The organism is Acidovorax sp. (genome assembly GCF_016783915.1).
Lineage (GTDB): Bacteria > Pseudomonadota > Gammaproteobacteria > Burkholderiales > Burkholderiaceae_C > Acidovorax.
Genome location: NZ_JADHVT010000050.1, coordinates 1 through 16,010 on the forward strand (window position 1 = coordinate 1; position 16,010 = coordinate 16,010).

Genomic DNA, 16,010 nt, shown 5'->3' on the forward strand with positions numbered 1-16,010 from the left:
GCACCCGCTACGGATCGGGCTGCACCAGCGGCCATGGCGTGTGCGGACTCTCGCGCATGTCGCCCCGGTCCCTGGTGGCCACCCTGGCCTTCATGGGGGCAGGGTTCGTCACCGTCTTTCTCATCCGGCACGCGCTGGCCTGACCCTCCACGCATCGGAGCATTGATCGCTATGAAAAATCGTATTTCGGAGTTTGTGGTGGGCCTTATCTTTGGACTGGGCCTGATCGTCTCGGGCATGACCGACCCCAGCAAGGTGCTCGGATTTCTGGATCTGGCTGGCTTGTGGGACCCATCGCTGGCGTTTGTGATGGGCGGAGCCATTGCGGTGGGCGTCTTTGCGTTCGCCGTGGCAAAGAAGCGCACCACCAGTTTCTTGGGAGGCGCGATGCACTTGCCCACGTCGCGCGACATTGATCGCCGACTGGTGGTCGGAAGCCTCATCTTTGGCGCAGGTTGGGGCATTGCAGGTTTTTGTCCAGGTCCGGCCATCGTATCGGCGGGCGCAGGCCAGCCCAAAGCCATCGTGTTTGTGATCGCCATGCTGGCGGGTATGTGGCTGTTCGAATTGGCTGAACGCATGTCCCGTCGCCATACCTCCACCCAAGTCGGAGTCCGCTGACATGCCGCTGCAGATCATTGCCCTTACCCCCGATTTCGCAGTGTCGCCCCAGCTGGCCACTACTGACTTTGCCCCTTTGGCCCAGCAGGGCTTCAAGACCGTCATCAACAACCGGCCCGACGGGGAGGGCGGTGGCGCACAACCCACCAGCCCTGAAATGGAGCGCGCCGCCACGGTGGCCGGGCTGCACTACGTGTACCTGCCCGTGGTGAGCGGTTCCATCACTCCGGAACAGGTACAGGCCATGCACAAGGTCCTGATCTCGGCACCCAAGCCCACATTGGCGTTTTGCCGTTCGGGCGCCAGGTCTGCGCAGATGTTTGGGCTAGCGCAGGCCTTGGGCGTCGAGGCTTCCTGATCTCCCAGGAATCGCCATGAACTTAGTGCCCGGCTGGATCCGCACTTATCAGAAGTCTTGGCTCTCTGGGGACCTTATCGCCGGTGTGATCGTTACGGTGATGTTGATCCCGCAGAGCCTGGCGTATGCCCTGTTGGCGGGCCTGCCGCCCGAGGTGGGCTTGTACGCCAGCATCCTGCCCATCATTGCTTATGCCATGCTGGGCTCCAGCATGACGCTGGCCGTGGGACCAGTGGCGGTGGCTTCGCTCATGACGGCGAGTGCGCTGCAGCCACTGGCAACGGCAGGCTCGCCCGACTACGTCGCCCTGGCCATGGTGCTCTCGCTGTTGTCGGGCGGCATGTTGCTGCTGTTTGGCGTGTTGCGGCTGGGTTTTCTGGCCCATTTTCTGAGCCATCCGGTCATCAGCGGGTTCATCTCCGGCTCTGCCGTACTCATCGCAGTCGGGCAGGTCAAGCACCTGCTGGGGGTAAAAGCGGGCGGTAGTGATGTTCTCGACACCCTGGTGCAACTGGTACATGCGCTGCCTGGAACCAACCTGGTGACGCTGGGCATCGGTGCGGGGAGCGTGCTGTTCCTGGTACTGGCCCGCCGGTCACTATCGCCCTGGCTGGTCCGCCTGGGCACCCCCCCCCGGCTGGCAGATATTGCGGCCAAGCTCGCTCCCATGCTGGCTGTGGTGGTGTCCACTGCATTGGTGGCCGCCGTGCGGTGGGACCAGTCTGCGGGCGTCAGCATTGTGGGGGCAGTCCCTCAAGGCCTGCCACAGCTCGGGTTGCCATCGGTGTCGTTGGTGGCGGTCGGCTCCTTGTGGCTGCCCGCGTTGCTTATTTCCCTGGTGGGGTTTGTGGAGAGCGTGTCGGTGGCGCAGTCCTTGGCACTCAAGCGACATCAGCGCATCCAGCCCAACCGGGAACTGCTCGGCCTGGGCGCTGCCAATGTCGCTAGTGCGTTGTCGGGTGGGTTTCCTGTCACTGGAGGTTTTGCGCGGTCGGTGGTCAACTTTGCGGCGGGTGCCAACACGCCCCTGGCTGGCGTGATTTCTGCCGGGCTGATGGGCGTGGTGATCGCCGTACTGACTGGCCTCTTCCATTATTTGCCCCATGCTGTGCTTGCGGCCACCATCATCGTGGCGGTGGTATCTCTGATCGACATACAGACCCTGCGTGAGGCCTGGCGCTACGACAAGGCCGACGCCATGTCGCTGCTGGCCACCGCGGGTGGGGTGATCGCGTTTGGTGTGGAGGTCGGTATCTTGATGGGGGTGGCGTTGTCGCTGGGCACTTTGGTCTGGCGCAGCAGCCATCCACACATTGCGGTGGTAGGGCGCGTGCCTGGCACCGAGCACTTTCGTAACGTGGCCCGCCACGCGGTGACCACAGAGCCGGGCCTGATCGCCGTTCGGGTGGATGAAAGCCTGTACTTCGCCAACTCGGATGCACTGCTCGACACGGTTGAATCGCTGGTGGCGGCACAGCCCGATACGCACTATGTGCTGTTGGTGTGCTCGGCCATCAACCAGATCGACACCACCGCCCTGGGTGTGCTGTCCGACCTGGAACGCAGCCTGGCCCAGCGCGGTATGGCGCTGCTGCTGGCCGAAGTCAAGGGACCTGTGCTGGACCGCCTGCAGAACACGCCGCTGGGGCAGCGTTTGGAGGGCAGGGTGTTTCTGAGCACGCATGCGGCGTTTGACTTTGCACACCGCAGGGCGACTGCCCCGTCAAATCCATCACCATCGTTGGCCCGATAGCTCAGCTGCTGGTATTGGGCGACCGGCCGCATTGGTTCTTTGAAAGACCTCGACGGTCCCATTGCACTTGGGCGTTGCTTGTGTTCGCCATCGAACAGACCGAGCCCGACCCGCTGCTTACATTCCGTCTCACATCCCTGCAGGGTGTGACGTAACGGGTTCCCAAGACGCCGCCACCCCATCCTCTGCGCAGGGTCCTGCGATGGTCGGAGCAAAAGGCGTTCTATGCACTTGAATCGAGAGAGCCGGCGGCTTGGTGCCGCTGAGCGCAGCGGTGCAACCCATACCCGCCCAGGAATGTGGCGCTGTTGCGCGACGGCATTTGCCACCCTGGTGGGAGGCTCCAATACATGGGCGACCGTGTTAGCGCAGCCGCTCAACTCCACGGAAGCGCTGGCACAACGGTGGGTGCCAGGGCCAGTGGCTTACGCTGCACTGTCCGCGATGGCGGCGCTGCTGGCCATGATCATCGTGGTGATGATGGTGTACGCCGCACGGCACGGTGTGCTCACACTCAACCGCCTGCTGGGACACCAGCGCCATCCGTACCTCGACATCGACCAGGCGGACTGGCCGCTGATCACGGTGTTCATTGCCGCCCACAACGAGGAACAGGTGATCGCTGGGTGCCTGCAGGCCCTGCTGGACACCAATTACCCGCTCGACCGGCTGAAGGTGGTGCCGGTCAACGACCGCTCTACCGATGGCACGCGCGCCATCATCGACGACTGGGTAGGCCGCTACCCGGGGCGCATCGAGCCGTTTCACCGTACCAAGGGCAAGCCAGGCAAGGCCGCAGCGCTCAAGGATGCCCTTCAACACGCGCAGGGCGACATTGTGATCATCTTTGACGCCGACTATGTGCCCGGCCGTGGGCTGCTCAAGCAGTTGGTGGCACCGTTTTTTGACCCCGAGGTGGGGGCTGTGATGGGCCGCGTGGTGCCGGTCAACACGGGGGTGAACCTGCTCACACGCATGCTGGATCTCGAGCGCAGCGGCGGCTACCAAGTGGACCAGCAGGCCCGCATGAATCTGCGCCTGGTGCCACAGTACGGCGGCACCGTGGGCGGCGTGCGCTGTTCTGCCGTGGCTGCTGTGGGCGGCTGGCACGACGATACGCTGGCCGAAGACACGGACATCACCTACCGCCTGTTGCTCAACGGCTGGAAGACTGTGTACACCAACCGGTCCGAGTGCTACGAGGAGGTACCACAGGACTGGCAAGTGCGCATCAAGCAGATCAAGCGCTGGGCCAAGGGACACAACCAGGTGATGGTGCGCTATGGCTTGCGCTTTGCATTCAGTCCTTACCTGAGCTGGCGCGAACGCCTGGACGGGCTGCTGCTTTTGTTTGTTTTTGCGCTGCCACCCCTGCTGCTGGTGGGCTGGTTGCTGGCTCTGGGCCTTTACTTCTTCAATGCGGGAGACATGCTGACGGGGCTGATCTCCTTGTTTGCGCTGATGGCCTACGGCACGCTGGGCAACTTTGCAGCGTTCTTCGAGATCGCCGTGGCGGTTCTGCTAGACGGCAAGCGCAGGCGGTTGCGCCTGCTGCCACTCAGCTTGCTGGGCTTTGTAATCAGCCTGTTTGCCATTTCGTCATCGGTATGGGGGCAGTTGATGGACAAACTGCTGCGCCGCGACATGGTGTGGGACAAGACGGTGCGGTACCGCCAACCGAGCGTCGAGCAATGAACACTGCCTTGTTCTACCTGGCCTTTGTGCTGGTCAGCATGGGATTGATGGTGATTGCCTTTGGCCCCACCTGGCGCGAGTGGCGACACCCCACCGATACCGAGGCTTTGCAGGTGTTACCGCAATACACCACTGACATCGACCATTTCGCCGACCGGTTTCGCGCACTGGTGCAGGCACACCAGGCGCAGGTGCCTGGCCCCTATGCCAACGAGTTTGATTTTGCGCCCGTGTCACTCGATAGTGTGAACTGGGCCGGCATGCTGCGGCCGATGGTTTGCCTGGGCTCGGTCAAGCCACAGGCGGCCATCCAGTGCGCTGCGCCGCTGTTCGTGCATGGCGACTTTGAAGCACCGGCGCACAGCCGCTTTGCGGGCCTGTTGGCGCAGGGGCGTATCCGGTTGGGTACGGGTTGTGATGTGGGGAAATGGGCGCATGCAGACGCGTCCCTGCACCTGGCCCAGGGCTGCTCGGGGCTGCGGCGCCTGTCTTCATCCACCGCCGTGGAGCTGGAGGCCGACTGCTGCTTTGAACGGATCCAGGCGCCACACATTCGCTTTGGTGGTGATGCGGCAGTGCAATCTGAACGCGAGCAGGCCCCGTTGATTGGGGCCAGTTTTGACCGGTTGGAGGGCGCTCTGCGCCAGAGCGAGCATGTGACACTGGTGCGGGGCGACTGCAAACTGCCGCGCATGCACCGATATCACGGCTCACTGGTGGTCACGGGGCGTCTGCTCATTGGGGCTGGCACTGTGATTGAAGGCGACGTGAAAGCCCGTGGCGGCATCGTCATGGGCGACCACGCGCGTGTGCAGGGCTCTCTGTGTAGTGAAAAGCAGATCCAGCTCCTGGACCATGCCCAGGTGACCGGCCCCGTGGTGTCTGAGTCGGGCATCTTGCTTGGCGCTGGAGTACAGGTGGGCTCGCCGCAGGCTCTCACCACGGTCAGCGCAGAAACCATCATGGCCGAGGCCGGCGCCCGCGCGCATGGCACGGTGTGGGCCCGCCAACTGGGCATCGTGTGGTCAGCCTGAATGCGGCGCACCCGCTGTGCACGGCTGATCGGCGGCCAGCATCCTCGTCTTGTTCTATCCGCTGAACCGCCACAGAGGGCTTCTCCTTGCCACATCCCACCGTCACTCCCCACAGCCGCCAAGACCGCGAGCTGGCCTTCAACGCCGCGCGCGGCCTGCTGGCGAAGGCCCAACAGGCCCACAGGCACCAGTTGCCCCACCGGGCACTCAGTCGCATCCGGCTCAACCCATGGCTGCTGTTGCAGATCGTGGGACTGCCGGTGGTGTGGGTGTCTCTGATCTACGGATTGCGAGAACCGCTGTATGCGTTTTGGCGCAGCTACCTGCTCACCTGGGCGCAGTGGTTACATTTGCCGCTGCAGTCGGCGTCAGCGTCATCGCGCCAAGACCTGCTGGGCCTCAGCTGGTTGCCAGGCGCTGGCGACCAGGGGTTGTCCATCACTACCGGTGCTGCACTGGCTGCAGTGTTGACTGTTGTGGCCTGGTGCCTGGCACTGCGCCTACGGGGGCGGTGGCTGCCCGCGCAGTATCTGGTGCGGGTGCTGTGCGTGGTGCAGGCACTGGCGCTGCTGTACTTCTGGTTTGCGCCGATGCCATTCCCGCACCTGATGCTGAACCATGTGATGGACCTGTTGGATGCAGGCTACCTGCTTATTCTGGCCAGACCTGTGCTGATGGCGTTGGGCTACTACCCGCTGCAGATCAGCTGGCAGGCCAAGGTCGTGCATACCTTGCTCATCTTGTTGTTTTTTGGGGTGATGGTGCCGCAGCAGGCCCTGGTGCATATGCTGATCCTGCAGCACCTGTCGGTGGTGTTCATGCCTGTGCTGTACCTGTGCTTTGGGGCGCTGTTCGACATGATGGTGTTTGTGGCTCTGTATGCTTGGGCGGCCAGCACGGCCCCCTTGTCCGCCACACACTGAGGCGCCGCGCCCGCCCGTTGCGTATGTCCGCTGCCGGACAATCCCCGGCACCGTCCATTTCACTTGTCTGTACGCCTGCGTACGCAGTGAAGAAAACGAAGGCAATCTCTGCAGAATGGACTCGCCATCCTTTTCCCGGGGGTGTCGGCCTTCCTGGCAGTGCGCTCCTTTTTGCGCTGTTGCTCTCCAGATGTTGAAAGCGGTGTCCGGGCTTGCCTTCGGAGATCGTGCACATGCGACGTCGTTCATTGTTAGAAAAGGTGCCTGCCTTGGGTGCCGGTTGGCTTCTGGGTCCGGCCAGTTGGGCCGCAGACGCTCCGGTTCCCATCGACACCGTGGCGGAGATCAAGGCGTTGCGCATCCCGTCGGGCCCCTACGCAGGTGGCTATGAGCTGGCGCCCAATGGCCGCCTCAACTGGTACTTTGCCAACCTGGGGTTGTTGCCCTTGGTCCCGCTGCTCGGGACTGCCGATTTGCAAACCTATATCCTGCCGTACCTGAACCTTTATCTGGCCAGCACTGACCCGGTCACCAGCACCATTGCGGACATTGACTTCCCCTATGGCCAGGCCAACACCTCGGTGGTCAAGAGGGTGTTGTCTGACTCGGACGACGCCTACGCGTCCACATTTCTGTCGCTGGCGTCGCGCTATGTGATATCCAGTGGCAACTGGGCCTGGTGGGAGGCGCACAAGGCGGCACTCAAAAACATCGCTTACCGCAACCTGGCTTTGACGGCCAAGCCTTCGGGTCTGACTGCCGTGTTCCAGGCGCCACGCAGCCAGACCAACGCCAGCGGCTACCTCATGGACAACTGCGAAGGCTACCGAGGCCTGCGCGACTTTGCGGCGGTGTTGCGGTCCCGCAGTGAACTGTCCGAAGCCAACTACTACGACCTGCTGGCAACCAATACCGCCGACGGCATCGCGCGCCAGCTTTTCAAGGGCTCCGCACAGGCATTTTTGGCCAGTGACGCCACGCCCGCACCCAGCTCCGACTTTTACCCCGGCACCACCTGTCAGGTGTACCCGCAAGCCTTTGGGCTGCGCGAGCTGACGGCGCAGTTTTCTACAGGGTGGAACTACCTGAACACCCAGTCACCAGGCTGGGAAACCGGGCGTCACGATCCTTTCCCCTGGGCCATCCTGGGGTACGTCGCTGCGTTGCGCGGGCAAAGCAGCGCGGCGCGTACGCAACTGGCGGCCATGGACAAAACCTTTGCCGCCAACCGCAGCCTGGTCACCATCAATGAACTGGGTTTTTACCTCCGCACCAAATCCGTTTTGAACGGCAGCACTACGGCATGAAGGGAAATTTTCGCAAGTGCAATGTTCGACAACAGACAGATAGAGACGGCATGCCCCTCCAGAATTCAAAGCTTCCCCGTCCCGATCTCAAGAAGCCACACATCGACCAATCCCTTGCCAACCGATTCTTGTCCCTGTTGCGGCCTGCAGAGCGGTCACGCCTGCTGTCGGTAGCCGATTGGGTGGAGCTGGAGAGCCAACAAACGCTCGGGCGCGCCGGCGAACGGTTGAGCCATGTGTACTTTCCCACCAACAGCATGATCTCGCTGCTCTCCAATCTGGAGGGTGCGCGCCACTTCGAGGCTGGGCAGATCGGCTTTGAGGGCATGCTGGGCGCCAGTGCAGGGCTGGGGGTGACGGCCTCGGCCTTCGATGCGGTGGTCTCGGGGGCAGGGCAGGCATGGCGGATCAAGCTGGATGCGTGGCGCAGCCATTGTTTGGCCAGTCGATCGCTGAGCCTGCTGACCACCCGCTATATGTATGTCGAGCTGTCGCAAATGGGCACGATGGTGGCCTGCGGACACTTTCACTCCCTGGAGCAGCGTCTTGCTCGGTTTCTGCTGATGTGCGAAACCCGCTTGCGCGCTCCCGACATTCAGATGACCCACGAAACACTGGCGCATCTGCTGGGGGTGCGCCGGGCGGGCGTGACGCTGGCGGCGGGCAAGCTGCAAGACAGCGGAGTGATCCAGTACGCGCGCGGGCATATCCTGGTGCTGAACCGGGATGCGTTGCTGGCGCATAGCTGTGCGTGCTTTGACCAGGACCTAGAGATCTATGAGCGGGTGATGTCGGCAGCCGGGAGCTAGCGCCTGCAGACGATCTCACAGCCCCTTGGAGGCACCGCTACTACCGACCTATGGCAGCTCCCAAAACAGCGACAGCTTGGCGCCGTTGCGGGAATAGTAGGGGTTGCTGTAACGCTCTACGCCTGCCGTAAAACCCCACTGTGGGCCCAGCCACTGGCGCAGCGTGAGCTGTGACTGCCGACTGTCAAAGTTGACGAGAGACACCCCGTTGCCAATCGCTTGGTAGCCCTCAGCCCCCCAGCCATGGCGGGCAATGATCTGGGTCTGGTGCGCTCGCCCCCAAGTGGCCGCTACAAACTGCTGGTGGGTTCGAACCCCTCCGGGGGAGCTGTTGTTGAAGCGTATTTCTGCCTGTACTACCCACGGCGACTCGAAATAGTAGGTGGACCCGAGGCTGATGTTGCGGTCGACGTGGCCGTCCGGCGCCCGGTAGTAGCCTGCGCCCAGGGTGGCCACCCACTGGCGCGTCGGGAGCAGCTTGCGGTTGATAAAAGCGTCCACACGGTAGCGTGGCAAGTAGGCCGCCCCGTCTCCTGCGCCCACCGACAGCGCGGTGAACCAGTCTTCGTTCCAGGTCACGGTGTCTGACAGCCCGATGAACTGGCCCGACTCTCCAAACCGCCGCATGGTGGCCAACTCCATGCCCAGCAGCTGGTTGTTCACTCCCCATTGGCCACGCACGCCCGTTTCATGCCAGTTCCCATACCCGTTGGTGAGGGTATGGCGGCTGGTGTAAGCCTCAATGCCCCGGACCGGGGCGGGCAGGTCTGTGGCCTCTTGCGCATGCGCTGCGGGCAAGCCGTTGGCCAACAAGCCCAGGGCCAGAACAAGGGCGGGGGCAGGGCAGATGATGTGTTGGGCGTTCATGGCGACTGGGTGAGGGAGTGACGAGGACTGGTACAGGCAGTTGTTTCCTGGGCTGCAGTGATGGCTTTGGACTCCAGGATTTGTGCGGCGACTTCGTCGGTCACCGTCCAGTGGGCGCTGTGCCGGTGGGGCAGGGCGGTTTGCAGCCAGCAGCGGGCAGAGAGGATGTCGCCCTGCTGCAGTGCCACCACAGCTACCAGACCCCAGGCAAAGTCGTCCTTCACCTGGGCCAGCCACTCGTCGCGGTGCTCAGCCATCCAGCGGCGGTAGTGCGCGGGTGCCCCTCCAGGGATCAACGGAAAACGCACCAGCAGCGGAAAGATCTGCGCCACGGCGTCGGGGTAGAAGGCATGTACTGTGTCACGCTGGCCGGGCTGGGTGGAAACCAGATAGCGCTTGCGCTGATCGTCCCAGAACACGGCCGCCAGAGTTTTGGTGAAGTTGGGGTGGCGCGTGTTTTGGGCGGCCTTGTGGGTGAAGGTGTAGGCCCACAGCTCCAGGTTGTCCATGAACAGCCCATGTTGGTACACAGGCGATACCAGGTAGATACCCTGATTGGGGTCTACCAGCTTGGCCAGCGCCGTACTGGTGGCAGTGCGGCTGCGCACCCAGCTGGCTTGGCCGCGTTGTGTGGCAGGCATGGAATCCATGAAAGCCAGCCACAGGCCCAGCACCGAATCGTCGGCATCGGCTGTTTTGCAGGGGGCCCACACCGGGCCATTGCGGCAAAAACGGTCAAAGGTCGCGTCGGGCTTTTGGCGTTGTACCAACCAAGCGCCCCAGGCCTTGGCAGGCTTCGAAACATCCAGCCCATGGCTGTGGGCCAGGAGAAGCGCCTGCAAGGCAAAGTAGGGGTCTACCGTGTCGCCCTGGCGCTGCACCGAGATAGCCCCCGAGGCATCGGCATACCCTTCTAGATCCAGTACAGCCGCCAAAGCAGAAAGTGGTGTTGCGAGGACAGCGCATGCCAGAGCACAGCTTATCCAGCGTGGCAGGCAGGAGCGGGTACGCGACCAGCAAGGGCGCGGTGGCTTTGGAGAGTCTGGGTTCAATGGATGGTCCGTGGCATGGGAAGCCATGGTCGGCGTGAGCGCATAGCGCCGTCTGTTCGCTACCGAACACAGCGTGGCGGGTTCGATAGCGCACAGACCGTATCTACGCGTGGCCCCTACCGTCGGCGTTCGCCTTGACCTGGGGTGCAGGTTATCTGGCGAATCTCATTCAACGAGGACTACCCATGACTACGCAAAAAATGTTCGGAACCGACGGGGTGCGCGCCCAGGTGGGCATGGAGCCCATGACCCCACAGACGATCATGAGGCTGGCACATGCCTGCGGACAGCTGCTCAGCCGCAGGCACACGGGACTGAACCCACGGCCGGTGGTGGCGGTGGGCACCGACACGCGCGGGTCGGCCCCGATGTTCGAGGCGGCGCTGCAGGCTGGCTTTTCTGCGGCCGGAGTGGACACGGTGATGTGCGGCGAGCTGCCCACACCCGGCGTAGCCTACCTGACGCGCTTACGCGGCTACCAGGCGGGTGTGGTGGTGAGTGCATCGCACAACCCTTGTGAGGACAACGGGGTGAAGTTCTTTTCGGCCACGGGCGACAAACTGCCGGATGGGATGGAGGCCGAGATCGAGCGCACCATGGACCAGCCCATGGTCTGTCTGCCATCGTCCCTCTTGGGCCGCGTGTCGCAGCTGCCAGAGGCCTCCGATCTGTACATCCAGTTTTGCAGGCAGGCATTACCTTCAGATTTGCACCTAAAGGGCATGAAGATCGTCATCGACGCTGCCCATGGCGCCTGCCATCGCATTGCCCCCGAGGTGTTCCGACAGCTGGGCGCCCAGGTCATTGCCGTGGGCGCCTCACCCGATGGGCAGAACATCAACAACAACGTGGGCGCCACATCGCCCAAGCACCTGAGCGAGGCCGTGCTGGCCCACCAGGCGGATGTCGGTGTGGCACTGGATGGCGATGGAGACCGGTTGGTAATGGTGGACAGCGAGGGCCGCATCTATGCGGGGGACGAACTGCTGTACGTGCTGGCAGTGGATGCCCAGACCAACGACGGCCTGCAGGGTGGGGTGGTGGGCACGGTGATGAGTAACCAGGGGCTGGAGCAAGCGCTGCTGCGCCGTGGGCTTGGTTTTGCGCGGTCTGCCGTGGGTGACCGGCACGTGCTGGAGCTGCTAAAGCAGCGGGGGTGGCGCTTGGGCGGCGAGGGCTCCGGCCACCTGATTGGGCTGGACTGGCACAGCACCGGCGATGGCGTGATGTCTGCCTTGCGGGTGGTTGCTGCCATGAAGCGCTCGCAGCGCAGCCTGTCGCAGCTGTGCAGCGACCTGCGCATGAATGCTCAGTGCCTGGTCAACGTGCCGGTGATCCGCGGCGCCGGAATGGCTGACAACACCTGGATGCCCCATTTCCAGCTGCGGGCCGAGAAGTTGCTGGGTGACGATGGTCGGGTGCTGCTGCGCGCCTCGGGCACCGAGCCCGTCGTGCGGGTACTGGTGGAGTGCCGTACAGCGCTCAGGGCGCAGCAGATGGCCATCCGGTTTGCCAAAGAGGTGAGCCAACTGCTGACGGCACCCGCAGCGCTGGACGCTGTCACCGCCTGAACAGCCTCCGACGCCACACCATCCAGGCCCACGGACCAGGATGGTTGTAGGCCGGAAAGCCTGTCAATCCACTGCGCAGAGCCGGTCTGCAATGTACTGGGCCGTGTGGCCATCGCCAAACGGGCTAGTCTCCAGCTGCATGCTGCGGTATGCCCCATCGTCGCGCAGCAAGCGTGCCGCCTCTGTCACGATGCGGCTGATGTCTGTGCCCACCAGCACTGCACCGCCTGCTTCCACCAGTTCCTGTCGCTCCGTACTGTCGCGCGCAATCAGCACTGGCCGCTTCAGCGCTGAGGCCTCTTCCTGAATGCCGCCCGAGTCTGTCAGCGTGAAGTAGCAGCGTTCCAGCAGGCTGATGAGGGCAGGGTAGTCCACGGGCTCGGTCAGGCACACCCGCTGGCGCAGGTCGTCCGGCAGTGCGTCGATGACAGGCCTCACCGCTAGACTGACCGCCGGGTTGGGGTGCAGCGGCCAAACCACAACCAGATCGCCATGGGCCGCCAGCAACTGCCCGATAGCAGCGGCAATGTTGCGAATGGGTTCGCCCCAGCTCTCGCGGCGGTGTGCGGTCACCAGCAGCAGCCGCTGGCTTGTTTGCAGGCCCAGAAACTCTGCGACCAAGGCTGGCACAACGGAAGACAAGGCGGAAGGCGAGGACGATGCGTGGGCTTGCAGGCGCTGCTGCGTCCAGCGCGCGGCATCGATCACCGTGTTGCCCACCACGGAGATGCACGCGTCTGCAATCCCCTCGCGCAACAGGTTGTCCCGGGTCCGGGCTGTAGGGGCGAAGTGCCAATGGGCGAGCCGTGCAATCAGCTCCCGGTTCTTTTCCTCTGGAAATGGCTCGCGTGTGCCTGTGCGCAACCCCGCCTCGATGTGCGCGACCGGCTTGTTGTTGTAGTAACCACTGAGGGCACCGACCAGTGCAGACGTCGTGTCACCTTGCACCAGTACCACGTCAGGTTGGGTCTCGGCCACCACCCTGTCCACCCCCTCCAGCAACAACGCCGTGAGGTCTCCCAGCCTCGGTGTGCGCCGCTCCAGTACCAAGCGCAGGTCTGGCCCCATGTCAAAGAACTGGTAAAGCACCTCGGCCACTTCCGCATGCTGCCCGGTGTGGAGCACCACCACGCGATGCCCACGTAGCTTCAGCTCGCGATGCAACGGAGCCATCTTTATGATTTCAGGGCGCGTGCCCAAACAGGCAAGGTAAGTGGTCATGGGATCTTTCGGCGCGTCGGCGCACGCGTTCGGTATGGGGCGTTGGAAACAGTCCAGACGGACTGTTTGAAGGAGAAATCCAGGAGAGCGCCGCGCACGGCAAGTGCCCCCAAGGGCGGACGCATGGTGCGGTTGAGCGCCTCGGGGTGTCTGTTCGACACCGTACGGAGTGCGTACTGGGTGCTAATCCCGGAGCGAGTGCGCGGATAGTCCAGGCGACCATTTGGGCGGCCGCAGCTTTGAGGAGACCTGGTTTAGTTCAACGCCGCAGCAGACGCGAATGCGGCGGCGACAATATGCGGTGTTCTTTGCGCCAGGGGTGGTGCAGCCGCGACAACTGAGCTCGCCATGGAATCGACGTATTCAGCGGGCAAGGGCGACATAAGACAGCTGACTCATCAATCTCCGGAGAATCTTCGTTTGACGGTTAACATAATATACATCGTATCTAGTAATGGTATTGCCACAACACTGACGTACCAGTGCCCAGTCTGGACACTATCGGCTCTGCCCGTTGCTCAAGCCGCTACCATCACCGGCCATGACCCTTTACACACAAGCACCCTCCACTTCTTCCATCCACTTCGGTCACCAGGGCCGTGTCTGCATCGTCACTGGTGGCGCACAAGGCATTGGTGAGGCCTGTGTGCGCCGTTTCGCGGCTGAAGGAGCCAAACCGGTGATCGTCGATGTGGACGATGCGCGCGGCCAGGCGCTGGCGCAGAAACTGGGGGCGCTGTATGTGCGATGCGATGTGGGCGACAAATCTCAGGTAGATGCGCTGGTGGCGCAGACCCTGGCAGCCCATGGGCGTATCGACGTGCTGGTAAACAACGCGGGCATCTTCCGCGCAGCAGACTTTTTGGAAGTGACCGAGGCCGACTTTGACGCGGTGCTACGGGTCAACCTCAAGGGCTCGTTCCTGGTCGGGCAGGCGGTAGCGCGGGCCATGGTTGCCTCGGGCGGCGGCTCCATTGTCAATATGAGTTCGGTCAACGGTGTGCTGACCATTCCCAATATCTCCAGCTACAACGTGAGCAAAGGCGGCGTGAACCAGCTCACGCGGGTGATGGCGTTGGCATTGGCCGACAAGAACATCCGCGTGAACGCGGTGGCGCCGGGCACCATCGCCACCGAGCTGGCCGCCAAGGCCGTGCTGACCAGCGATGAGGCCAAGAACAAGATCATGAGCCGCACGCCCATGAAGCGGCTGGGCGAGCCGTCCGAGATTGCCGATGTGGTGGCCTGGCTGGCCAGCGATGCGGCCAGCTATGTGACCGGCGAGATCGTGACTGTGGACGGCGGGCGCATGACGCTCAACTACACCGTGCCGGTCTGACGCACTTCTGACCGCTCCTTTTTTGATAGCTACCAACGCATGATTCACTAGCGCTAGCAGCTGTTTTCATCACTTTCAGGCCTGTGGCATGCGCTGCAACAGCCGGGTGGTGCTGCGCGGCCAGCCCACCGGACCGAACCAGGCGCCGCCAGCTATCGCCCAGGCGTTGACCAAGCCGTAAAGCACCAGCGCCGCCCCCTGCGCTGCAAACACGGCGGCCAGTCCACCGCCCCAGCGCAGCGCCAGCCAGCCGCCGGTGACGGCCAACGCCAGGCGCACGATGTTGCCGATCACCGGCCAGAGCAGGCGCCCTGCCCCTTGCGAGGCAAAGTACAGCACCAGGCCCAGGCCGAAAAATCCGTACACGGGGCCGACGGTGCGCAGATACAGCGCACCCGCGTCGAGCATGGCGGGGTCTCTGTTGAACAGGGACAGCCACGCGTTGGGAAACGCCGCTGCCCACAGGCCAATCGCCTCGGCCATCACAAACGCCATGGCCGCGCCGATCCAGGTGGCGCGCAAGGCACGTTCGCGCTGGCCAGCGCCGATGCATGTGCCCACCATGGCCACCAGTGGTGCGCCAAGGCCAAACACCAGCGGCACCAGCAGGTACTCCAGGCGCGATGCGGTGCCGTAGCCCGCAATGGCCGCCGTGCCAAAACCACCCACCAATGCGGTGGTGACGCCAATCGCCAGATTGGTGGCGACGGTAGAAACCGTACCCACCAGCCCCACCCGCAGGATGTCCTTGAACAACACCCAGCGAAACCGGATGTGTGCCAGCGACGGCCTCAGCAGGCTGCGCGGCGACCACAGGTATGTGGCCAGCACTGCGCTGCCGATCAGGTAATACGCCATCAGCGCAACGGCCCCCCCGGCAATGCCCAGGCCCGGCATGGGGCCCCAGCCAAAGATGAACAGCGGCGACAGCGGCACCAGCACAAACGCCCCCAGCACCGTGACATACGCCGGCACGGCCATGTTGCCCGTGCCCCGGATGACGGCCGACAGCGTGTTGAACAGCCAGACCAGAAACGCGCCCGCAAACACCCAGTTGGAGTAGACCAGCGCTGCATCCAGCGCGCCGCCCGTGCCGCCCATGCGGGTGTAGAGCCAGCGCCCTCCTCCCACCAAGCCCACGGTAAAGATCAGCGAAAACACCGCCGCAATGGCCAGCGCATGCAGCACCAGCGCGTCGGCATCGTCCCGCCGCCGTGCGCCGAGAGCGCGAGCGATGGCCGAGGCAATGCCGCCGCCCATGGCGCCCGCCGAGGTCATCTGCATCAGCATGACCACCGGAAACACCAGCGCCATGCCCGCCAGCGCATCGGTGCCCAGCTGGCCGACAAAGTAGGTCTCGATCAGCCCGACGCCCGCTTGCGCCAGCATCACCAGCACGTTGGGCGCGGCCAGCCGCAGCAAGGTGGGCGCAATGGGCGCCTCCAGCAGCATGCGGGTGC

14 protein-coding genes and 1 pseudogene are annotated in these 16,010 nt (G+C 63.5%); 11 read left to right on the top strand and 4 right to left on the bottom strand.

What is annotated here, in order from left to right:
* The 9 genes and pseudogenes from ISS20_RS11520 to ISS20_RS11560 all read left to right on the top strand — a co-directional run.
* Positions 1–143: pseudogene (locus ISS20_RS11520) on the top strand (YeeE/YedE family protein); the annotation flags it as partial.
* A gap of 28 nt (positions 144–171) precedes the next feature.
* On the top strand, positions 172–621 hold the full coding sequence (locus tag ISS20_RS11525) for a YeeE/YedE family protein (protein WP_291436715.1): 450 nt from the start codon (positions 172–174) through the stop codon (positions 619–621).
* Position 622: 1 nt separating this feature from the next.
* Positions 623–979, top strand: a complete 357-nt coding sequence (locus ISS20_RS11530) for a TIGR01244 family sulfur transferase (protein WP_291436717.1) — start codon at positions 623–625, stop codon at positions 977–979.
* A 16-nt stretch (positions 980–995) separates the two neighbouring features.
* A complete protein-coding gene (sulP, locus tag ISS20_RS11535) occupies positions 996–2,732 on the top strand; it encodes a SulP family inorganic anion transporter (RefSeq protein WP_291436719.1) in 1,737 nt (578 codons plus the stop codon).
* A 444-nt stretch (positions 2,733–3,176) separates the two neighbouring features.
* Positions 3,177–4,427 (top strand): glycosyltransferase, encoded by a 1,251-nt coding sequence (locus tag ISS20_RS11540; RefSeq protein WP_291436762.1) that lies wholly within the window; start codon positions 3,177–3,179, stop codon positions 4,425–4,427.
* Complete coding sequence (locus tag ISS20_RS11545) at positions 4,424–5,461, top strand: polymer-forming cytoskeletal protein (protein ID WP_291436721.1); 1,038 nt, start codon at positions 4,424–4,426, stop codon at positions 5,459–5,461. The genes ISS20_RS11540 and ISS20_RS11545 overlap by 4 nt, the downstream gene beginning before the upstream one ends.
* 86 nt (positions 5,462–5,547) lie before the next feature.
* Positions 5,548–6,384: a hypothetical protein gene (locus ISS20_RS11550; protein ID WP_291436723.1), complete on the top strand. Its 837-nt coding sequence runs from the start codon at positions 5,548–5,550 to the stop codon at positions 6,382–6,384.
* A gap of 233 nt (positions 6,385–6,617) precedes the next feature.
* Positions 6,618–7,691, top strand: coding sequence for a hypothetical protein (locus ISS20_RS11555; RefSeq protein WP_291436725.1), 1,074 nt, complete (start codon positions 6,618–6,620; stop codon positions 7,689–7,691).
* Positions 7,692–7,741: 50 nt separating this feature from the next.
* On the top strand, positions 7,742–8,500 hold the full coding sequence (locus ISS20_RS11560; protein ID WP_291436727.1) for a Crp/Fnr family transcriptional regulator: 759 nt from the start codon (positions 7,742–7,744) through the stop codon (positions 8,498–8,500).
* A gap of 48 nt (positions 8,501–8,548) precedes the next feature.
* On the opposite strand, the gene ISS20_RS11565 is transcribed toward ISS20_RS11560, so the two are convergent.
* Both ISS20_RS11565 and ISS20_RS11570 read right to left on the bottom strand, forming a co-directional pair.
* Entirely contained in the window at positions 8,549–9,367 is an 819-nt protein-coding gene (locus ISS20_RS11565) for a YaiO family outer membrane beta-barrel protein (RefSeq protein WP_291436728.1), read from the bottom strand.
* A complete protein-coding gene (locus tag ISS20_RS11570; RefSeq protein ID WP_291436730.1) occupies positions 9,364–10,302 on the bottom strand; it encodes a hypothetical protein in 939 nt (312 codons plus the stop codon). The genes ISS20_RS11565 and ISS20_RS11570 overlap by 4 nt, the downstream gene beginning before the upstream one ends.
* 302 nt (positions 10,303–10,604) lie before the next feature.
* On the opposite strand from ISS20_RS11570, the gene glmM reads away from it, so the two are divergent.
* Positions 10,605–11,990 (top strand): phosphoglucosamine mutase, encoded by a 1,386-nt coding sequence (glmM, locus tag ISS20_RS11575; protein WP_291436732.1) that lies wholly within the window; start codon positions 10,605–10,607, stop codon positions 11,988–11,990.
* Between the two features lie 63 nt (positions 11,991–12,053).
* Here the strand turns inward: glmM and wecB are convergent, their stop codons facing one another.
* Positions 12,054–13,211: a UDP-N-acetylglucosamine 2-epimerase (non-hydrolyzing) gene (wecB, locus tag ISS20_RS11580; RefSeq protein WP_291436734.1), complete on the bottom strand. Its 1,158-nt coding sequence runs from the start codon at positions 13,209–13,211 to the stop codon at positions 12,054–12,056.
* Between the two features lie 541 nt (positions 13,212–13,752).
* On the opposite strand from wecB, the gene ISS20_RS11585 reads away from it, so the two are divergent.
* Positions 13,753–14,550, top strand: a complete 798-nt coding sequence (locus ISS20_RS11585) for an SDR family NAD(P)-dependent oxidoreductase (protein WP_291436737.1) — start codon at positions 13,753–13,755, stop codon at positions 14,548–14,550.
* Positions 14,551–14,625: 75 nt separating this feature from the next.
* Here ISS20_RS11585 and ISS20_RS11590 read toward each other — a convergent pair whose 3' ends face one another.
* Positions 14,626–16,002: an MATE family efflux transporter gene (locus ISS20_RS11590; protein WP_291436764.1), complete on the bottom strand. Its 1,377-nt coding sequence runs from the start codon at positions 16,000–16,002 to the stop codon at positions 14,626–14,628.
* Positions 16,003–16,010 lie beyond the last annotated feature (8 nt).